Below are 19,237 nucleotides of genomic sequence, written 5' to 3'. Positions count from 1 at the left end.
GTGCGGCTCAAGTGCATCAAACTGGCGGGGTTCAAATCCTTCGTCGACCCGACCACGGTGAACTTCCCCAGTAACATGGCGGCGGTGGTCGGGCCCAATGGCTGCGGCAAGTCGAACATCATCGATGCCGTGCGCTGGGTGATGGGCGAGAGCTCGGCAAAAAACCTGCGTGGCGAGTCGATGACCGACGTCATCTTCAACGGCTCCACCAGCCGCAAGCCGGTGAGCCAGGCCAGCATCGAACTGGTGTTCGACAACTCTGACGGCACCCTGGTCGGCGAATACGCGGCCTACGCGGAAATTTCCATCCGCCGCAAAGTGACGCGCGACAGCCAGAACAGTTACTTCCTCAACGGCACCAAGTGTCGCCGTCGGGACATCACCGATATCTTCCTCGGCACCGGCCTTGGCCCGCGCAGCTATTCGATCATCGAACAGGGCATGATCTCCAAGCTGATCGAAGCCAAGCCCGAAGACCTGCGTAACTTTATCGAAGAAGCCGCCGGCATCTCCAAGTACAAGGAGCGCCGTCGCGAGACCGAAAACCGTATCCGCCGCACCCATGAAAACCTCGCCCGCCTGACCGACCTGCGCGAAGAGCTGGAGCGCCAGTTGGAGCGCCTGCACCGCCAGGCCCAGGCCGCCGAGAAGTATCAGGAATACAAGGGCGAAGAACGTCAACTCAAGGCACAACTGTCGGCCTTGCGCTGGCAGGCGCTGAACGATCAGGTCGGCCAGCGCGAAGCGATCATCGGCACCCAGGAAATCAGCTTCGAAGCCCTGGTGGCCGAACAACGCAACGCCGACGCCAGCATTGAGCGCCTGCGCGACGGGCATCATGACCTGTCCGAGCGCTTCAATCTGGTGCAGGGCCGCTTCTATTCGGTGGGCGGCGACATCGCCCGGGTTGAGCAGAGCATCCAGCACGGCCAGCAACGTCTGCGCCAGTTGCAGGACGATCTGAAGGAAGCCGAGCGCGCGCGCCTGGAGACCGAGTCCCACCTCGGCCACGACCGCACCTTGCTGCTGACCCTCGGCGAAGAGCTGGACATGCTCACCCCCGAACAGGAAATCACCAGCGCCGCTGCCGAAGAAGCCGCCGCCACTCTGGAAGAATCCGAGACCACCATGCACGGCTGGCAGGAGCAGTGGGACACCTTCAACCTGCGCTCCGCCGAACCGCGCCGCCAGGCCGAGGTGCAGCAGTCGCGCATCCAGCAACTGGAAACCAGCATGGAGCGCCTGGCCGAGCGCCAGCGTCGCTTGCAGGAAGAGCGCGTGCTGCTCGCCGCCGACCCGGAAGACGCGGCGATCCTGGAGCTGAGCGAGCAACTCGCCGAAAGCGAAATGACCCTCGAAGAGCTGGAAGCCAGCGAAGAACAGCAAGTGGAGCGCCTGGAGCAATTGCGTCAGCAACTGCAACAGGCGACCCAGGCCCAGCAACAGGCCCAGGGCGATCTGCAGCGGCTCAACGGGCGCCTGGCGTCCCTCGAAGCCTTGCAGCAGGCCGCGTTGGACCCTGGCACCGGCACCGCCGAATGGCTGCGTGACCAGCACTTGGCCGAACGCCCGCGTCTGGCGGAGGGCTTGAAGGTCGAGGCCGGTTGGGAACTGGCGGTGGAAACCGTGCTCGGCGCCGACCTGCAAGCGGTGCTGGTGGATGATTTTGCCGGCTTCGACCTGGCCGGTTTTGCCCAGGGCGATCTGCGCTTGCTCAGCCCCGCCGCCGATGGCGCGCGTGTGCCGGGCAGCCTGCTGGATAAAGTCGAGGCCGCGCTTGACCTGGCGCCGTGGCTGGGCCAGGTCAAACCGGTGGAATCCCTGGAGCAGGCGCTGGCCCAGCGCGGTCAACTGGGCGCCGGCGAAAGCCTGATCAGCCGCGACGGTTATTGGGTCGGCCGCCACTTCCTGCGGGTGCGCCGCGCCAGTGAGGCGGAAAGTGGCGTATTGGCCCGTGGCCAGGAAATCGTCAAGCTGATCGCCGAGCGTGAAGAGCGCGAAGCCACCCTGGAAAGCCTGGAAACCGAACTGCAAACCCTGCGCGCCACCCAGCGCCAGCAAGAGACCGGCCGCGAACACCTGCGCCGCCTGTTGCAGGACGAAGCGCGCCAGCAGGGCGAATTGAAAGCCCAGTTGTCGGCGAGCAAGGCCAAGGTCGAGCAACTGACCCTGCGCCGCACTCGCCTCGACGAAGAAGTGGCCGAGATGGGCGAGCAGCGCGCCCTCGAACACGAACAGATCGGCGAGGCGCGCCTGCAATTGCAGGAAGCCCTCGACAGCATGGCCGTCGACACCGAGCAGCGCGAATTGCTGCTGGCCCAGCGCGACAGCCTGCGCGAACGCCTCGACCGGGTCCGTCAGGAAGCGCGCCAGCACAAGGACCACGCCCACCAGTTGGCGGTGCGCCTCGGCTCCCTGCGTGCCCAGCACGATTCCACGCGCCAGGCCCTGGAGCGCCTGGAGATGCAGTCCGAGCGCCTGACCGAAAAGCGTGAGCAACTGAGCCTCAACCTGGAGGAGGGCGAAGCGCCCCTGGAAGAGTTGCGGCTCAAGCTCGAAGAACTGCTCGACAAGCGCATGACCGTCGACGAAGAACTCAAGACCGCGCAAATCGCCCTGGAAGACGCCGACCGCGAACTGCGCGACGCGGAAAAACGCCGCACCCAGGCCGAGCAGCAATCCCAGCTGATTCGCGGCCAGCTCGAACAACAGCGCATGGAATGGCAGGCCCTGACCGTGCGCCGCAAAACCCTGCAAGACCAACTGCTCGAAGACGGCTACGACCTGCACGGCGTGCTCAACACCCTGACCGCCCAGGCCAACGAGAAAGACGCCGAAGAAGAACTTGAGCGGATTGCCGCGCGTATCCAGCGACTCGGTGCGATCAACCTCGCCGCCATCGACGAATACCAGCAACAGTCCGAGCGTAAACGTTATCTGGATGCTCAGGACGCCGATCTGGTGGAAGCCCTGGACACCCTGGAAAACGTGATCCGCAAGATCGACAAGGAAACCCGCAACCGCTTCAAAGATACCTTTGATCAGATTAACGGCGGTTTACAGGCGTTATTCCCAAAAGTTTTCGGTGGCGGCAGCGCTTACTTGGAACTGACGGGCGAAGATCTACTCGATACAGGGGTAACGATCATGGCGCGGCCTCCGGGCAAGAAGAACAGCACCATCCATTTGTTGTCCGGCGGCGAAAAAGCCCTGACCGCATTGGCCCTGGTGTTTGCCATCTTCAAGTTGAACCCGGCGCCGTTCTGCATGCTCGATGAAGTTGACGCGCCACTGGATGACGCTAACGTTGGACGTTACGCACGCCTGGTCAAAGAGATGTCCCAGACCGTGCAGTTCATCTATATCACCCACAACAAGATCGCCATGGAAATGGCGGATCAGTTGATGGGGGTGACGATGCACGAGCCGGGCTGTTCGCGATTGGTGGCGGTGGATGTCGAAGAGGCGATGGCGATGGTGGATTCCTGAGCCATGTCAGCAGCGAAGATTATCAGCGCGATGTAGGGCGGTTTACCGGTCTGACGAAAGTGGCAAATTGGCATATTTGTTCAAGGCATTTTGACAGACGGTGTAAAGTTATCTTTGGTCGTGCTAGTTTAATGTCAATTTTTCGTATGCGTGGGCAAAACGTCAGTCAGAACATAGAGTTGGCGCCACGTTTTAAAGCGGTTTGCACGGTGCTAAACCCCTTATTTTTCAGCATTTTTTATTAGAGGCACGGGATTACATGGAAATCGGTCTGCGCGAGTGGCTGATCGTCATCGGCATTATTGTCATTGCCGGTATTCTTTTTGATGGCTGGCGCCGTATGCGCGGCGGCAAGGGCAAGCTCAAGTTCCGTCTGGACCGCAACCTGTCCAACTTGCCCGACGACGACGGCAGCGCCGAGCTGCTGGGGCCGCCCCGTGTGCTGGATACCCACAAGGAACCGCAACTGGACGAACATGACTTGCCGTCCATGAGCGCCCCTGTGCGCGAAGCCCGTGAACCGTCTTCCAAGCGTGGCAAACGTGGCAGTGCCGCCGCCGCCGAGCCGCATCAGGGCGACCTGAACCTGGGCGTGGACGACGGCCCGAGCTTCAGCAGCCGCGATGACGATTTCCCTGACGAGAGCCCGGCCAAGAGTGCGCCGCGCCAGTCGGTGAACGATCAGCCGGCCGCCGAAGAAGTCCTGGTGATCAGCGTGATCTGCCGCGACGCCGCTGGCTTCAAGGGCCCGGCACTGTTGCAGAACATTCTGGAAAGCGGCCTGCGCTTTGGCGAGATGGATATCTTCCACCGCCACGAAAGCATGGCCGGTAATGGCGAAGTGCTGTTCTCGATGGCCAACGCGGTCAAGCCGGGCACCTTCGACCTGGACGATATCGACCTGTTCAGCACCCCGGCCGTGAGCTTCTTCCTCGGCCTGCCGGGTCCGCGTCATCCGAAACAGGCCTTCGACGTGATGGTTGCCGCAGCGCGCAAACTGTCCCAGGAGCTCAACGGCGAACTGAAGGACGATCAGCGCAGCGTCCTGACCGCCCAGACCATCGAACACTACCGTCAGCGCATCGTCGAGTTCGAGCGTCGCGCCCTGACACAGAAACGCTGAGGTTTGGCCTCAAGCGTTGTCGATAGAATAAGCGCACCAACATTTGAGCAGCTTCGGCTGCTCTTTTGCTTTATGAGAGAACACCCATGACCGCCGCCCACACCCGCATCCTCGAATTGCGCGCTGAACTGGATCAGCACGACTACCGTTATTACGTCCTCGACGAGCCGAGCATCCCAGACGCCGAGTACGATCGCTTGTTCCAGGAACTCAAGGCCCTGGAGGCCGAGCATCCGGAGCTGGTCACGCGTGATTCGCCGACGCAGCGGGTCGGCGGTGCGGCGTTGTCGGCGTTTACCCAGGTCAAGCATGAGATTCCGATGCTCAGCCTGGGCAACGCCTTCGATGAAACCACCATGCTCGAGTTCGATCGCCGGGTGACCGAAGGCCTCGACCTGCCGACCGGCGACCTGTTTGGCGGCGGTGCTGCGGTGGAATACAGCTGCGAGCCGAAGTTGGATGGCCTGGCGGTCAGCCTGCTGTATCTGAACGGCGAACTGGTGCGCGGCGCCACCCGGGGCGACGGCACCACCGGCGAAGACATCAGCGTGAATGTGCGTACCGTGCGCAATATCCCGTTGAAGCTGCACGGCAGCGGCTGGCCGGCGACCCTGGAAGTGCGCGGCGAGGTGTTCATGTCCAAGGCCGGTTTCGAGCGCCTGAACGCCTCGCAACTGGAAGTCGGCGGCAAGACCTTCGCCAACCCGCGCAACGCCGCCGCCGGCAGCCTGCGCCAGCTGGATTCGAAAATCACCGCCAGCCGCCCGCTGGAGTTCTGCTGCTACGGCATTGGCCAGGTGACGGCGGATATCAGCGACACCCACATCGGCAATTTGCAGCAGTTGCAGAAGTGGGGCATGCCGATCAGCCATGAGCTGAAACTGGCCAAGGGCATCCAGGAATGCCTGGACTACTACCGTGATATCGGCGAGCGGCGTAGCAACCTGCCCTATGAAATCGACGGCGTGGTGTTCAAGGTCAACAGCATTGCCTCCCAGCGCGAACTGGGTTTCCGCGCTCGCGAGCCGCGGTGGGCGATCGCGCACAAATTCCCGGCCATGGAAGAGTTGACCGAGCTGCTCGACGTGGAATTCCAGGTCGGCCGCACCGGCGCCGTCACCCCGGTGGCGCGGCTGAAACCGGTCAAGGTCGCGGGTGTGACCGTGTCCAACGCCACCCTGCACAACATGGATGAAGTGGCGCGCCTGGGCCTGATGATCGGCGACACGGTGATCATCCGCCGCGCCGGGGACGTGATCCCGCAGGTCGTCTCGGTGGTCACCGAGCGCCGCCCGGAACACGCCCGCGCGGTGCATATCCCGGAAAGCTGCCCGGTGTGCGGCTCCCACGTCGAGCGCACGCAACTGGTCAAGCGCAGCAAGGGCAAGGAAACCGTCAGCGAAGGCGCGGTGTACCGCTGCGTCGGTCGCCTGGCCTGCGGGGCGCAGCTCAAGCAGGCGATCATCCATTTCGTCTCGCGCCGGGCGATGGACATCGACGGCCTGGGCGACAAGACCATCGAGCAATTGGTCGACGAAAAACTCATCGCCTCGCCGGCGGATCTGTACATGCTCAAGTACGAACAGATCATCGACCTGGAAGGCTTTGCCGATGTCTCCAGCAAGAAGCTGATCAGCGCCATCGAACACAGCAAGACGCCGACCCTGGCACGTTTCATCTACGCCCTGGGCATTCCCGACGTGGGCGAGGAGACCGCCAAGGTGCTGGCGCGCTCCCTGGCGTCCCTGGAGCGCGTGCAGCGCGCTTTGCCGGAAGTGCTGACGTACCTGCCGGACGTGGGCCTGGAAGTGGCGCACGAGATCCACAGCTTCTTTGAGGATCGCCACAACCAGGACGTGATCGGCGCGCTGTTGGCGCCGGACAAGTGCGGCCTGCAACTGCAGGACCAAGGCGACCTGGCCGCGGAGTTCGCCGCCAGCACCACCCTCGGCGGTTTGCTCGACAAACTCAACGTGCCCAGCGTCGGCCCCGGCGCCGCGCAGAAACTGGCGGACAAGTTCGGCTCCCTCGAAGGCGTGATCAAGGCCGACTGGCTCGATATGCGCCAGGCGCTGCCCGAGAAGCAGGCCAAGGCCGTGCGCGAGTTCTTCGATAACCCCGACCACGCCCAGCGTGCCCTGGCCATCGAGCAGCAACTCGAGGAATTCGGCATGCACTGGCAGAGCGCGAAAAAAGTGATCGAAGGTTTGCCGGAGGCGGGGCACACCTGGGTGCTGACCGGCTCGCTGGAGCGGATGAGCCGCGACGTGGCCAAGGACAAGCTCGAAAGCCTCGGCGCCAAGGTGGCCGGTTCAGTGTCGGCGAAAACCTATTGCGTGGTGGCCGGGCCGGGTGCCGGTTCGAAGTTGGCCAAGGCCAGCGAACTGGGCCTGAAGGTTCTGGACGAAGACGCCTTCGTGGACTTTCTGGCTCGGCACAACATCACTGTCTGACAACTTCTTGTGATGCGGGCGCTTGCTCCCGCTGGGCTGCGAAGCGGCCCTTCGAAGAAAGTGGAACGATCCCGGGCGCGAAATGATCTAGTCTTCGTCACCCCGGGAGAGATCGCCATGTACCGCTTCTTCGAGCAACTCAGTTCGCGCATCGCCGCACCGTTCATGGCCGAATCCTCGCGCAACAGCAAGGTCTGGCAGTGCCGGTGTGGCCAGTCGTTGTTCTTTCGCAACAGCCAATGCCTGGCCTGCTCGGCGCTGCTCGGCTACCCACCGCAACAAAGCCGCCTGTCTTCATTGCACGCGGGCCCGGTCGCCGACACTTGGCTGCTGGACGACAACCCCGACGCCGGCGCTTTCCGCCGCTGCGCCAACCTCGACAGCCCGGCCGCCTGCAACTGGCTGATTCCCGCCCACAGCACCGCCGCGCTGTGCGTGGCGTGCAGCCTGAATCGCACCATTCCCGACCTGTCGATCGCAGAAAACCCCGAGCGCTGGGGCAAGGTCGAGACCGCCAAACGCCGGCTGGTGGCGCAACTGATCAGCCTGGGTTTGCAGGTCGTGCCCAAAAGCGTCGACGAAGACAACGGCCTGGCCTTCGACTTCGTTGGCATCGACCTGGAAGGCAACGCGCCGACCACCGGCCATGCCAACGGCCTGATCACCCTCGACATCAAGGAAGCCGACGACGCCCACCGCGAAAAAATCCGCGTGCAGATGCGCGAACCGTACCGCACCTTGCTCGGCCACTTTCGCCATGAAGTCGGCCATTACTATTGGGACCGGCTGATCGCCAACAGCCACTGGCTTCCAGCGTTTCGCCACCTGTTCGGCGACGAACGCGCAAGTTACGCCGACGCCCTCGACCAGCACTACCAGAACGGCCCGCGCGCGGATTGGCAACACACCTGCGTCAGCGCCTACGCCACCATGCACCCCTGGGAAGACTGGGCCGAAACCTGGGCGCATTACCTGCACATGATGGACGCCGTCGACACCGCCCTGGGCTTCGGCATGAGCGCCCGCGAAATGGACCTGGATTACCAGCCGTTCCCCCGCACCACCCTCTACGACCCCGAACACCCCGGCGGCGCGGCGTTCCTCTCATTCGTCAACGCCTGGATCGAACTGGCCGGCATGCTCAACGAACTGTCCCGCGCCATGGGCCAGCCGGATTTCTACCCCTTCATACTGCCACCGGCAGTGATCGCCAAGCTGCACTTCATTCACCTGGTCATCCAGGAAGAGGGCGGCAGGGCAGATGAGGCCCTGCAGGCACAGGCATGAAGGAGAGATCCGGACGGTTAGGGCAAGTGCTTGAACCTCTTCATTTTTTAATCCCGCACTAACGGTTGTAACTTCCGATCAGATCGGTACAATGGCGCGGCTTGCCGAGAGGCCGGCGTCGTTATGGTGACCCCATCGGTCCCCCCGCAACGATTACCCGTGAACCTGGTCAGAGCCGGAAGGCAGCAGCCACAGCGGGAACATTGTGTGCCGGGGTGTGGCTGGTGGGGTTGCCTCCTATCTCTAAATCCTTGAATCTACAAGGATTTGTCAGTTAAAAATCTCGAAGTGTGACAGCGTTTAAGCACACCAATTTGGTGCGCTGCTCGTCATAATACCTGAGCCAAAAAACAAGTACGTTGATTTAAGCTGACTCGAAGCCGTGATGGCATTTCGTTATCTTTCGGATGCTGTTAATCTCTAGACGCATTGGGAACGGGTATTTCCGGCATATCTCGCTTCCACTGATCCACCCTTCGATATTCATTTGGCGAGGACTGCTGAATGCGAAACGTGTCACTTATCCCCAAATTTTTTGGTTGTGATGTTTGTATCAGCATAAAAGTCTTAATAAGGTTTCTACTTGGAATCTTGCCCTACGGTGTATGTCGTTTACGATGTGCAAGTAAGAGTCCATGCAAGTTAAAGCAATCAATAAGATACTCTGGTAGCTCTGCTAACGGTAAGTCCTATGGATATTGATAAAAGAATTCAGTTTCCATTAGGTCGGAGTTTTATCCTTCGGAAAGAGTTGGGTCAGGGGGCGTGTGGTAGGACGGTTTTATTGCACGATGATGTGATTGATGAATATTTTGTATGTAAAAAATATTCACCAATGTTTATCGAGTGGAAAGAGGTTTTATATAAAGGTTTTGTTGGTGAGATAAAGCTCCTTTATTCTCTCCATCACCTTAATGTTGTGCGTGTTTTTAATTATATGCTGTATCCGGAAAAATTCAGTGGCTTCATATTCATGGAGTATGTTGAAGGCGTTGATGTTGAAGTGTACTTAACAGAACATCCTGAAAATATAAATGAAGTGTTTTTACAGGTTGTTGATGCTTTTGCTCATTTGGAATCTCGCAATATTTTGCATCGTGATGTTCGGCCGTCAAATCTGATGGTTACAAATGAAGGTATTGTTAAGGTTATCGATTTTGGGTTTGGGAAAAAAGTACTTGAAAGCGTAGACTTTGATAAAAGTATTTCGTTGAATTGGTGGTGTGAACTTCCTGCAGAGTTTGGGGATAAGTTATATTCTCATGCCACCGAAGTTTATTTTGTAGGCAAGCTGTTCGAAAAAATTGTACGTGAAAACTCAATTATCTCGTTCAAGCATGCAGCTTTAGTTGAGGGTATGACCAAGCGATTGCAGGATGATCGTATTGATTCGTTCGCTAGTGTTAGAGAGGCCGCTTTAACGAATACAGCAGCATCTGTAACGTTCACAGATTATGAGAAGTCCACTTATCAGTCGTTTTCCCGTGGCTTGGTGTCAGTAGTTTCAAAAATCGTTTCTGATGCAAAATACTTCGATGTAGATGAGTTCTCGGTGCGTTTGCGGAATGTCTACAATAGTGTGATGCTTGAAAGTCAAGTGCCTTCTAATGCGGCGGTGGTTAAGTGCTTCGTGAATGGTGGATACTATTACAGTAAGAAAAGTCTTATGTCAGTGCATGTGATTGAAGAGTTTTTGATGCTCTTGGATGATTCTGGAAAGGAAAAAAGAAATATCATAGAGGCCAATATCTACGCAAAATTGGATGCGGTAGAAAGATATAAGTCACGACCTGTTCCGGACTTTAGTTCTTTTGATGATGATATTCCGTTCTGATTATCATGTTTTTGCTGTGGCTTTATTATTGTAGAGTTATTTTGTAATTAATTTCTCATAAGGAGTTGCACGGATGCACTTTCAGCTATTGATTTTTGATCTCGATAATACCTTGCTCGAGACAAATGACCTCGAAGATGGATTTCGTGGGTTTGAATATAAAGGCGAACAACCCTTAGATTATATTAATAGACTTCGTGCAAAGGCTTTGGAGCGCCCGCAGCGTGTCGTATATACATTGGGGTTTTTAGTTTGGCTGAAGGAGAAATATCCGCTTCTGAAATTTGGTGTTTTTACACGTGCTCCTAAAGTTTACACTCATACGTTATTGTCGTTGTTTTATCCTGATTTTCATTGGGATTCTATAGTGACTGCTGATGATGGTGTTCGGCCTAAGCCTTCGCCTGATGGGATTCAGCGTTCAATGGCTTCTTTAGGTATAACTGACGTTTCAGCAGTGGTAATGATAGGTGATGGCAAGGTAGACATTAATGCTGCATATGCTGCAGGTGTGTGGGCTGTTGCTGATACGACCACATGGCCAGAACGGCATATTTCGGATAATTATTACGTTATCGAACGACTTCCCGATGCAATGATTGGTGATCCCCAACATTTACCCATTTTCCTTGAAAATCCCGTAGACGGTTGGCCATTACTGGAAAAGCTGGAATATTATAAATCGAATAATCCTGTTGGAACACCGCAAAGGGTTGAGGTTATTAATCATTTCGATAAGTCTGGTGATGATAAAAAGTTCGTGAAGGTTTCAGTGCTTGGTAGAAGATTTCGTAATGATGATCTTTTAGCTACGAGGCGAAACTGGCATCCGGTTTCACATGAGATTGAAGCAAATAAAAACGCTATTATTTTTCCCCCGCACTGGATTCAAAGCTTACGGGTTTGTATAGGGAGTGATATCGGTGTCCAAGTCGGAAATCCAGTGGTTGTAACTGTGATTCCCGCTCGCGTGGGAAGAACGCCACGTCTTGAAAATCTATTAGCACAACTTTCTCAGTCTCATGCCAGCGCCCCGCTTACTGGAATTTTCGGTAGTGTTAATCTAGAGTTTATTCCTGACGTCTTCGCATATACCGAAGGGATGCGTTCCAATCATGGGGAGCATCTGGGGGCAAAAGATCGATTTATCAATGTAAGGGATCACATGATTGTCCGGCCGGGGTATTCGCCCCACAGAAAACGATATATAGTAATTGACGACGTCGTCACCACGGGGGCCACATTGTTCTATGCCTCGCATTATTTGAGAGATGCTGGTGCAGTAGACGTTGTTCTGATTTCCTTAGCGAAGGCGGTTTCAGTTTAATAATGGTGATTTCTCAAAAGACAGAAAGAATGTTGGCCCTATCGTTGCTAAAGGGTATAGGGCCTGCTTCCTTGCATCAGATTTCAAAGTTTCCAAGTTTTTTGGAGGAAGATGTCGGTGTTATTGCAAACTCTTTGTCGAAATTAAAAAAATCTCTTGAAGTCTCAGGCTCTTGGAAGATGGCTTTAGAGCAAGTTCGTTATCAGGTAAGTCAAGCCGAAGAATCAAATTGCCGTATTTTGAGCGTCCTTGATTCTGATTATCCATCACTGCTAAGGTTTACAAAGGATGCCCCGTATATAATTTATGTTAAAGGAACACTGCATCAAAGTCCTGAGAAGTCTGTTGCGATAATCGGGACTCGGCATCCAACGCGTCATGGGTCATTAATCACCGAAAGGATTACAAGTTTCTTTGTCAAGAATGATTGGAGTATTGTAAGCGGCCTAGCACTGGGGTGCGACACTATTGCTCATCAAACTGCGGTAGCTGCGCGGGGACACACCATTGCGGTTTTGGCTCATGGGCTCCAGACAATATCACCAGGTAGCAACAAGAAGCTCGCCTCTGAAATACTTGAGTCTGGCGGTGCACTAATCAGCGAGTATGGGTTTGGGAGTGCAGCAATTCCTGCACATTTTGTAAAGCGAGATAGGACCCAAGCTGGCTTGGCACAGGGTGTCGTTATGATTCAGTCGGATATAAAAGGGGGCAGTCTACATGCTTCTCGTGCCGCACTTCAATATGGTCGCTGGTTAGCTGTTCCTTTTCCTACCGAGCTTGATAGGCAAGCGGCAGAGCCTAAAATTCAAGCAAATATGTTATTTGCGTCAAATGATACTAATGAAAAAGCTTCTTTGTTGAACTGTGATGCTGCGGATTTGCAAAGACTTCATATTGTTGAAAGTAAAGAAGATTATCCGAAAATAATTGAGCTGGAAAAGTACGTTGGTGGTACTTCAAAGTATGGTCTTGACTTTCTTGATTAGTGAGTTTTTAATTTTCGGCAAACTAATAGTCTAGTTGTGTGGGAAAGGCTTCAGGCTTCAGTGTTCCAGTGACGTTTAACCGTTGCAATGCCGATCCCTAATTCCGCTGCAGCCTGTGTTTGAATGTACCCCCTGGCTTTCAATTTCTGGACTTCAACCGTAGTTTTCACAGCTATGGGACGACCAAGCTTCTTTCCTTCAGCTTTGGCACGTTTCAACCCTTGCTGTGTGCGCTCTATCAGCAGGTCACGTTCAAACTCTGCTACAGCGCTCAAAACCTGCATCGTCATCTTGCCTGCCGGACTTGTCAGGTCTACGCCGCCTAATGCTAGACAATGGACGCGAATTCCAATTCCAGCTAGGTGTTCAACGGTTTGACGCACATCCATTGCGTTTCGGCCCAAACGGTCCAGCTTGGTCACGATCAGTACGTCACCTGTTTCCATACGATCCAATAGTTTTTGAAACCCTTGGCGTTCACTAGCCGCGATGCTACCCGATATGACTTCTTCAATTACCCTGCTTGCCTGTACGTCGAATCCGGCTGCTCTCACTTCTTGCACTTGGTTTGCAGTGAACTGATTGGAAGTTGAAACACGACAGTATAGGAATGTGCGGGACATGGGGTGCGCTCACGTATCATTAAACGTGGTATCACTGTAGCTTGGTATCGCTATATCCTCAACCTTATTTTGTTGATACTTTTACGAGCACTAATTCTGCGCATCACTAAACGGTCGTTTGGTGATGCGTTTGCTTACGACGCGTAGCGATGGCCTTTATTCGGTAGATGAAGGCTACCGAGATCAACTGCAGGCATGGACGTCATGATGGCTTTAAGCTACCTTTCAGCGCGCTTCCGCTATTTACGACCAATCCGTCACCATCAATCAATAAAAGGCAAGTCCAATGGAAGAACCTCTGTTGTTTGTAAACGTTGGATGGATGGTGTCCTACCAAGGGTTAGATAACGATCCCACTATCGGGGGACACGGCTGGCTAAAGACCCATGATTATGGGCATGAGGCTTGGAACTTCCTCCCGCACAGGGGAAAACTATATGGGTACGTACCACGGTCGGCACGTATCGACTTGAGAAGGCTTGGCGCTACTAATAAAGATGAGAAGTTGGCTGGTGTTACTGTCGTGTGGGTCGCTCGAAATCCCCGTGATGGAGTGACATACGTGGCGGGCTGGTATCGGAATGCCTTAGTTCACCGTGAATGCAACCATTTCAAGATTTCGCGTTCGACCGATCAAGTCGTGGAGTATCAAATTCAGGCGCCGCTTAGTAAGGCGAGGCTGCTAGCTCCGGATCAGCGGACGCAGAAGGTACCTACGGCCAAAGTGAAAGGAAATCTTGGGCAAAGTCCAGTCTGGTATGGAAATGCTGAATACGTGGCACGAATCCGCGCATACCTGAAAAACGATGGAGTTATAAAAGCTCCCACTGAAGGAAAAGGACGAGGGACACCAAAACAGCAGGATGCCGAAACGCGAAAGCTCGTCGAGCTCGCTGCTGTACGCCATGCAATCGCCTACTACACGTCTCGTGAGGGCGGTAACCGCATCGTAAATTCAGTGGAACGCGACAATGTTGGATGGGATTTAACGGTTACGGGCGGCGACGTAACACTCAAGGTTGAAGTCAAAGGTCTATCGGGAAGCGCGTTATGCGTAGAGCTGACCCCGAACGAATACAAGCAAATGCTCTCATCCGAACACAGAAGTATGTACGTCATCTATGCCGTTACGAATGCTTTAACTCCTCATGCAGAGGCCAATGTCTTCTACTACAACGCCGAGGCTAGCCACGGTCGTAATTACATCTGGGCGACTGAAGATGGACGGTTGCTCAATATCGAACCACTCACTGGCGCTAGGCTGACATTAGCTTGAAGTAGGTTTGGGGTGTTATATGATCTCTATCAGATCGCTGGTGATATTGGTGCTTCTGTAAACCCCGACGATATTTGAAAAATTCCTGCACCAGTACACCTAAAAACGCAGATTATTCAATAATTGGGTGAAAAATGGCTGTTTCACTAAATGCTTTAAGGCCTACGGGCAAATGGATGATAATCGATTGCGTGCAAGAAGCGGGTATCGATGTCAGAGCATGGAGTTTCAGAAAGAAAGACGGTCAACCGGTGGCTTTGCCCCAATCCAATGGTGGGTACTGCTACGAATGGTCGTTTCGCAGCGATAACGGTCGTATATTTTTGTTATGCGTCTGGTTCGAAGAGCTACGAGTTGATGACCAGGGGAGAATTAACTTTCCGGGCAACCTAGCCGCATACGCCGATACGTTGATCAGGCAGCTCGAAAAAGACCCCAAAAATAGAGCCCGCACTATCAAAGACCCGCGTATCAGTCGTGCGCAGCATTTCAACTCGACGGTTCAGCTTGCCTACATAAACTCGGTTCCTGTGCGTGTGGTTATCGTGTCAGGACCTGTTCGTGAGATAGAAGACATTGATTCTGGGAATGATCGTGCTGTTGGTCGTTACTTGGATAGCGAATCTTGGACAGTGGAGCGTTTTGATAAAGGCACTGGTGCTTTCGTCCTGATTCGCGGCTGTAGTTCTGATCAGCCATTAGTACAAGCGGGACTTGAGGAAGGTGCCGCAGGTCTTGCCGTTGTAGATGGGCAGGTAGTGAGCGATCAGTTTCAGGAGCAAAACCGCTCTGAGGCTTATACGTACAATGGTGTTCATAGGTACCGAGACCCGAAAGTGCGTGCGCTTGTACTGGCAAGATCGAAGGGAGTATGTGAACTGACAATGGCTCCAGGTTTCAAAATGGCAAACGGCGGCACCTATTTGGAAACGCACCATATTGTTCCTCTTTCGGAGGGTGGTGCCGACACAATCGAAAATGTCATAGCACTTTCCGCTGATGCCCATCGTCAAGCGCACTATGCTGTGGATCGCGATAATTTGCGACGAAAGTGCCTTGAAATTGTTGCGGAACGCTTGAGGTCTTTACAAGTGTGAACGGCGAAAGGTGTGCATGTATTTGCAGTTAGGGACGAAGCAGAGGGAGCAGTAATCACTGGTGGCGACTCAGCTCTATTTCCAGTTCTGATATCAGAACGGATGGCGGGCAGTGCAGCGCGTGGGCAAGCTTGAAAACTATCGCAATGGTAGGATGGTGAATTCCTCGCTCGATCAAGCTGACATAATTACGTTGCACATCAGCCTCATGGGCAAGCTGTTCCTGGGTCAGTCCGGCATCCTTACGCTTCTGACGAAGGACCTTTCCGAAAGCTACGCCAATATCCACTTTTACAGTCCGGTCTCAAAGACGGGTCACTGTCGGTGATGGCTGTGGATACGTCCTCACAGTATACTGTGAATATTGAGGCAAAATTCACTTAAACCGAGGTCAGTATGAAGCTCTACATATCCATATTTATCGCCGCAACCAGCATGCCGGTAGCCAGTATTACCGGAATCTGTTCATTGGAATTCGGATACGTTTCCAGCTTCCGGCAAGCACTGGGCGTTGGCGTCCTGGTGGGCTCTGTGATGCTGCTGGTGGCCTTGACTTTGTTCCTGGCAGGGGTGCCCTCGACTTTGCGGCGTTTGCGCGCACCGATCAATACGAACTGATTTCAAGGATGAATGGCGATGCGAAAACCAGGAGTTAAAGAGTACGCAGTCAGTAGGCCGAAATTAAAAAGCAGGACAGCCGCAGTGGGGTTGAATGTACTGCTTCCTGGGGCTGGCTACCTGTACATGGGCCGTTGGTTCGCGGGTATTTTCGGTGGGGCGCTGATTCTGGCAATTCTAATGCGCAGTTCTCAAGAACATCTTTTTTGGGTTTGGACAGTTACAAATCTAATTATGGCTATTGACATGTGCCTGTTGAGTTCAAATCATCAATCTAAACAAAGGGGTTTTCAATGAAACTTCCATTGGTAGTACTTTTATTCACAATGGCATCTGTTACCCATGCAGATGCGGCTGATTCCGTAGAATGGGATCAATTCAATACGCGCATGCATGAAATGTTTGACACGACAGGTTGGGAATTTCGCCAAGCTGTTGACACCAAACAGATTACAAAAGATTTACAATCCAATCAGGCAAGGGCACAAATTAAATATAGCATGCCCGGCATTTATCACGGGCGTATCAGTAAGATAATGATGGATGATCAGGGAGCTTTCTTCATAATTGATCAAGGAAAAAATACTGCTGTAACGGTATTTATGTCCGGGTATCAGGCTTGGCCTTGGAAGGTTTCCGGGGGGAAATCGGAAATCACAGGAATTCAATCCCTCAATGAATTTGCCGCCAACTTCGATATAGGACAGGAACTGTACTTTCAATGTCGAAGGGTTGAGTTTGGGCTTGGCATATATCTAAGAAACTGCCTGGTATTTCCACCGAGTGTAGCGACTTCGCGTTCTGCTCCTGAGTTGATCAATGAAGTTGACATGGGGGCAAACTTTGACGAACTGATCAAAGCTCGCTCCGCTGAAGGCTGGACACGCGTACCGTCAGTAAGAAAGGGAATGGTCGTTGAATTGGAAATCGGTATGGCGCCAGACGGTACTGTTAGATCAGTCAACATAGCTAAAACTAGTGGCGATGAACCATTTGATAGATCAGCAGTGGCGGCAGTCAAAAATATTGGCCGACTGGCTGAAATGCAGGGGATGAAGGCAGAAGATATAGCCAGATATCGATTGTTTCGCATGTTATTTACACCGGATGACTTAAGCTTGTAATACGGTTCGTCCCATTGGGTTATGGACCTCTAAAGGATGTGAACAGTAAAAGAAGCAAGGTTTATATGGTAGGGAAAAGTAAAAGTCCAGAGGTTTAATTGAAACTTGCAGGGTTATCTTGAACGGTTAGGGTTTGATAAAAACTCATAATCTATGTGAATATGTATTGAGGTAATACATATTCACAGTTTCAAGTTGACCTGATCAAAGTTGTAATCTTCCAGATTAAGATAAGATACCCAAAAAAACTGTAGCGGGAACGCAGTTCATGCGAAGCCGGTAGGCGAGCATAAAGCTCAGTAATTCAAGTCGAATTGCCGTTTCTAAACGTTTCCTATCTCTTCCTCGCTTTGCTTCGGAAACACCTGCGGTGTGGGTGGTTTTGTAACTGGATACCTTATAGTTATAAGGAGATTATTTACTTTTTACGGGATTAGGTTTCGGACTTACAACCACTGCTCAAGGGTATGGGTAGAGCTTGCACTGTTTTCCCCAGCTTTGATCTGTCGAATAGCTTTCGCATAATTGCAGATGGTCATCTTATCCAGTTTGGTCGCCCGTGCAACTACTGCCTGTTTCATACCGGCTTGGAGCATGGTAATAGCTTTTTCACGTTCTGGATGTGGTGTTGGTCCAGGTTTTTTCTTTTCTTTGTAGGTTTTGGCCAAGCTGTCGTCAATTTTTGCATTTGGAAGATACATGTTTTTCAAAAAGTTGGCGACCTCATTATCTTGAACGTACAGTTTTACCGGCTTGTCAATTGTTTTGCTTCGCAACGACGTCCGAAAAACATTTTGCAAAGTCATTTCCAGTTTGTATGTGAATTTCCATGCGTTTTGCAGTTCGTCTGTTGATCTGTTATATTTTTTTGCAATGTATTCAAAAGATTTGTATGCGAGTGGATTAGGATTTCCATGGAATGCTGTGAATGCGCAATGTGTGTCTGTAAAGCTATTAAGTCCACGGCTATCAATTTTGCACTGAATGAATTTTCTGCTATGAGTGTTTTTGCCCCATTTGTACGCAAACATCAGGCAGTATTCTTGGTTGGTCAATTGTTGGTCAATCAAATTTGCCATTGATTGCAAGACTTTGCACCCGTCATTGGAAGCGCCGTCCACTGAATCCAGTACTCCACGTGAACAGTGGTTTTTGTCGGAAAGCATTGGATAAATAGTTACATCTTTTACATTGTCGGTGGTGCTTTGGGCGAAGTTTGAGTGGGCATACGTAAACCCATTGGCTCTCGCAAACCAATCAAACAATGAGCCCTTGAGTGTTGCTGACAAAAGATGTACTTCTTGTGCCATATGAAATCGTTCGAAAAATCCATATTCCTCAATGATCCGAATCACGATTTTTTCATTGGCTGAGTGATATGCGTCAGCGAACACGGGAAGCTTGCTCAAAACCGCGTTATAAATATCTTGCGCGGCAGGGGACAATGTAGTATCGATTTGATTGTATTTCTGGCTTTTGGATTTGTTGAATGTGGCTACTTCATTTTTGATGTCTTCGTATTTGTTTTTTTTGATTTTGATTTGGTTGTCAATGATCTCAATAAGGTCCAAGCGCTTGAGTTGTACTTGGTCGAAGGCCATATGACGAAGACTGATGGGCATAGGCAGCTCATCAATGATGATCGTCCAGTCGCGCAAGTGTTTTGTCGAGCACTTTTGGAAGGTGATATGCTGGCAGATAATTAAATGCGAACTTTCTTTTGGGTTCAGCATTTTGTTCAGGTTTGCCTCTGCTGATCCTTCACATCGTGAATCAATAATAATCGGTTCAAGAGAACTACAAATTCTGCGGATGTCTTTAAAAACTTGATCTGCCAGTGCAAGTGTTGGTGCTACGTAGAGAATTTTTTTCCCATGACCAAGCATTCCAGGGATGGCGGAAATTGCCGCCATAGTTTTACCTGTGCCAGGTGCTGCAATAGATACGTGAATGATTTTACTGTTCATTGGTTTTCCAGTGATTTGTTTCGGTTGTAG

13 protein-coding genes, 1 other RNA gene and 1 pseudogene are annotated in these 19,237 nt (G+C 52.8%); 12 read left to right on the top strand and 3 right to left on the bottom strand.

Annotated features, from left to right (window positions below):
- The 8 genes from smc (at window position 1) to AC07W0_RS05465 (ending at window position 12,502) form a co-directional block, all read left to right on the top strand.
- A complete protein-coding gene (smc, locus tag AC07W0_RS05500) occupies window positions 1–3,489 on the top strand; it encodes a chromosome segregation protein SMC (protein WP_046489415.1) in 3,489 nt (1,162 codons plus the stop codon).
- Window positions 3,490–3,748: 259 nt separating this feature from the next.
- On the top strand, window positions 3,749–4,612 hold the full coding sequence (gene zipA / locus AC07W0_RS05495) for a cell division protein ZipA (protein ID WP_017845234.1): 864 nt from the start codon (window positions 3,749–3,751) through the stop codon (window positions 4,610–4,612).
- A gap of 86 nt (window positions 4,613–4,698) precedes the next feature.
- Window positions 4,699–7,065, top strand: a complete 2,367-nt coding sequence (ligA, locus tag AC07W0_RS05490; protein ID WP_102617617.1) for an NAD-dependent DNA ligase LigA — start codon at window positions 4,699–4,701, stop codon at window positions 7,063–7,065.
- A 117-nt stretch (window positions 7,066–7,182) separates the two neighbouring features.
- Window positions 7,183–8,352 (top strand): zinc-binding metallopeptidase family protein, encoded by a 1,170-nt coding sequence (locus AC07W0_RS05485; RefSeq protein ID WP_102617618.1) that lies wholly within the window; start codon window positions 7,183–7,185, stop codon window positions 8,350–8,352.
- A gap of 133 nt (window positions 8,353–8,485) precedes the next feature.
- Window positions 8,486–8,582, top strand: an RNA gene (gene ffs / locus AC07W0_RS05480) — signal recognition particle sRNA small type.
- 461 nt (window positions 8,583–9,043) lie between these two features.
- The gene (locus AC07W0_RS05475) at window positions 9,044–10,186 is read left to right on the top strand and encodes a protein kinase family protein (RefSeq protein WP_102617619.1); all 1,143 of its coding nucleotides are present in this window, start codon (window positions 9,044–9,046) and stop codon (window positions 10,184–10,186) included.
- Window positions 10,187–10,259: 73 nt separating this feature from the next.
- Window positions 10,260–11,513, top strand: coding sequence for an HAD hydrolase-like protein (locus AC07W0_RS05470; RefSeq protein WP_102617620.1), 1,254 nt, complete (start codon window positions 10,260–10,262; stop codon window positions 11,511–11,513).
- Between the two features lie 2 nt (window positions 11,514–11,515).
- The gene (locus AC07W0_RS05465; RefSeq protein ID WP_226925972.1) at window positions 11,516–12,502 is read left to right on the top strand and encodes a DNA-processing protein DprA; all 987 of its coding nucleotides are present in this window, start codon (window positions 11,516–11,518) and stop codon (window positions 12,500–12,502) included.
- 50 nt (window positions 12,503–12,552) lie between these two features.
- Here the strand turns inward: AC07W0_RS05465 and AC07W0_RS05460 are convergent, their stop codons facing one another.
- The gene (locus AC07W0_RS05460; protein WP_102617622.1) at window positions 12,553–13,125 is read right to left on the bottom strand and encodes a recombinase family protein; all 573 of its coding nucleotides are present in this window, start codon (window positions 13,123–13,125) and stop codon (window positions 12,553–12,555) included.
- A 286-nt stretch (window positions 13,126–13,411) separates the two neighbouring features.
- Between AC07W0_RS05460 and AC07W0_RS05455 the strand changes: the two genes are divergently transcribed.
- Together AC07W0_RS05455 and AC07W0_RS05450 are read left to right on the top strand one after the other, a co-directional pair.
- Window positions 13,412–14,401, top strand: a complete 990-nt coding sequence (locus AC07W0_RS05455; RefSeq protein ID WP_102617623.1) for a protein NO VEIN domain-containing protein — start codon at window positions 13,412–13,414, stop codon at window positions 14,399–14,401.
- Window positions 14,402–14,535: 134 nt separating this feature from the next.
- A complete protein-coding gene (locus AC07W0_RS05450) occupies window positions 14,536–15,498 on the top strand; it encodes an HNH endonuclease (protein ID WP_102617624.1) in 963 nt (320 codons plus the stop codon).
- A gap of 55 nt (window positions 15,499–15,553) precedes the next feature.
- Here the strand turns inward: AC07W0_RS05450 and AC07W0_RS05445 are convergent, their stop codons facing one another.
- A complete protein-coding gene (locus AC07W0_RS05445; RefSeq protein ID WP_102617625.1) occupies window positions 15,554–15,787 on the bottom strand; it encodes a helix-turn-helix domain-containing protein in 234 nt (77 codons plus the stop codon).
- Between the two features lie 107 nt (window positions 15,788–15,894).
- Between AC07W0_RS05445 and AC07W0_RS05440 the strand changes: the two genes are divergently transcribed.
- Together AC07W0_RS05440 and AC07W0_RS05435 are read left to right on the top strand one after the other, a co-directional pair.
- On the top strand, window positions 15,895–16,116 hold the full coding sequence (locus AC07W0_RS05440) for a hypothetical protein (RefSeq protein WP_102617626.1): 222 nt from the start codon (window positions 15,895–15,897) through the stop codon (window positions 16,114–16,116).
- Window positions 16,117–16,958: 842 nt separating this feature from the next.
- A pseudogene (locus tag AC07W0_RS05435) lies at window positions 16,959–17,240 on the top strand (TonB family protein); the annotation flags it as partial.
- 446 nt (window positions 17,241–17,686) lie between these two features.
- On the opposite strand, the gene AC07W0_RS05430 reads toward AC07W0_RS05435, so the two are convergent.
- The gene (locus AC07W0_RS05430; RefSeq protein ID WP_158243612.1) at window positions 17,687–19,207 is read right to left on the bottom strand and encodes a DEAD/DEAH box helicase; all 1,521 of its coding nucleotides are present in this window, start codon (window positions 19,205–19,207) and stop codon (window positions 17,687–17,689) included.
- Between the last annotated feature and the right edge of the window lie 30 nt (window positions 19,208–19,237).

The organism is Pseudomonas sp. GW704-F2, from assembly GCF_059423025.1.
Note: the sequence above shows the minus strand (reverse complement) of the source record. Positions and strands in the feature narration are given on the sequence as shown.

Bases quoted from the DNA above. Each gene is read 5' to 3' on its own strand.
- AC07W0_RS05450 (WP_102617624.1), top strand. From the start codon at position 14,536: ATGGCTGTTTCACTAAATGCTTTAAGGCCTACGGGCAAATGGATGATA.
- AC07W0_RS05430 (WP_158243612.1), bottom strand. From the start codon at position 19,207: ATGAACAGTAAAATCATTCACGTATCTATTGCAGCACCTGGCACAGGT.
- AC07W0_RS05440 (WP_102617626.1), top strand. From the start codon at position 15,895: ATGAAGCTCTACATATCCATATTTATCGCCGCAACCAGCATGCCGGTA.
- AC07W0_RS05465 (WP_226925972.1), top strand. From the start codon at position 11,516: ATGGTGATTTCTCAAAAGACAGAAAGAATGTTGGCCCTATCGTTGCTA.
- AC07W0_RS05470 (WP_102617620.1), top strand. From the start codon at position 10,260: ATGCACTTTCAGCTATTGATTTTTGATCTCGATAATACCTTGCTCGAG.
- AC07W0_RS05460 (WP_102617622.1), bottom strand. From the start codon at position 13,125: ATGTCCCGCACATTCCTATACTGTCGTGTTTCAACTTCCAATCAGTTC.
- AC07W0_RS05475 (WP_102617619.1), top strand. From the start codon at position 9,044: ATGGATATTGATAAAAGAATTCAGTTTCCATTAGGTCGGAGTTTTATC.
- AC07W0_RS05485 (WP_102617618.1), top strand. From the start codon at position 7,183: ATGTACCGCTTCTTCGAGCAACTCAGTTCGCGCATCGCCGCACCGTTC.
- AC07W0_RS05455 (WP_102617623.1), top strand. From the start codon at position 13,412: ATGGAAGAACCTCTGTTGTTTGTAAACGTTGGATGGATGGTGTCCTAC.
- zipA (WP_017845234.1), top strand. From the start codon at position 3,749: ATGGAAATCGGTCTGCGCGAGTGGCTGATCGTCATCGGCATTATTGTC.
- ligA (WP_102617617.1), top strand. From the start codon at position 4,699: ATGACCGCCGCCCACACCCGCATCCTCGAATTGCGCGCTGAACTGGAT.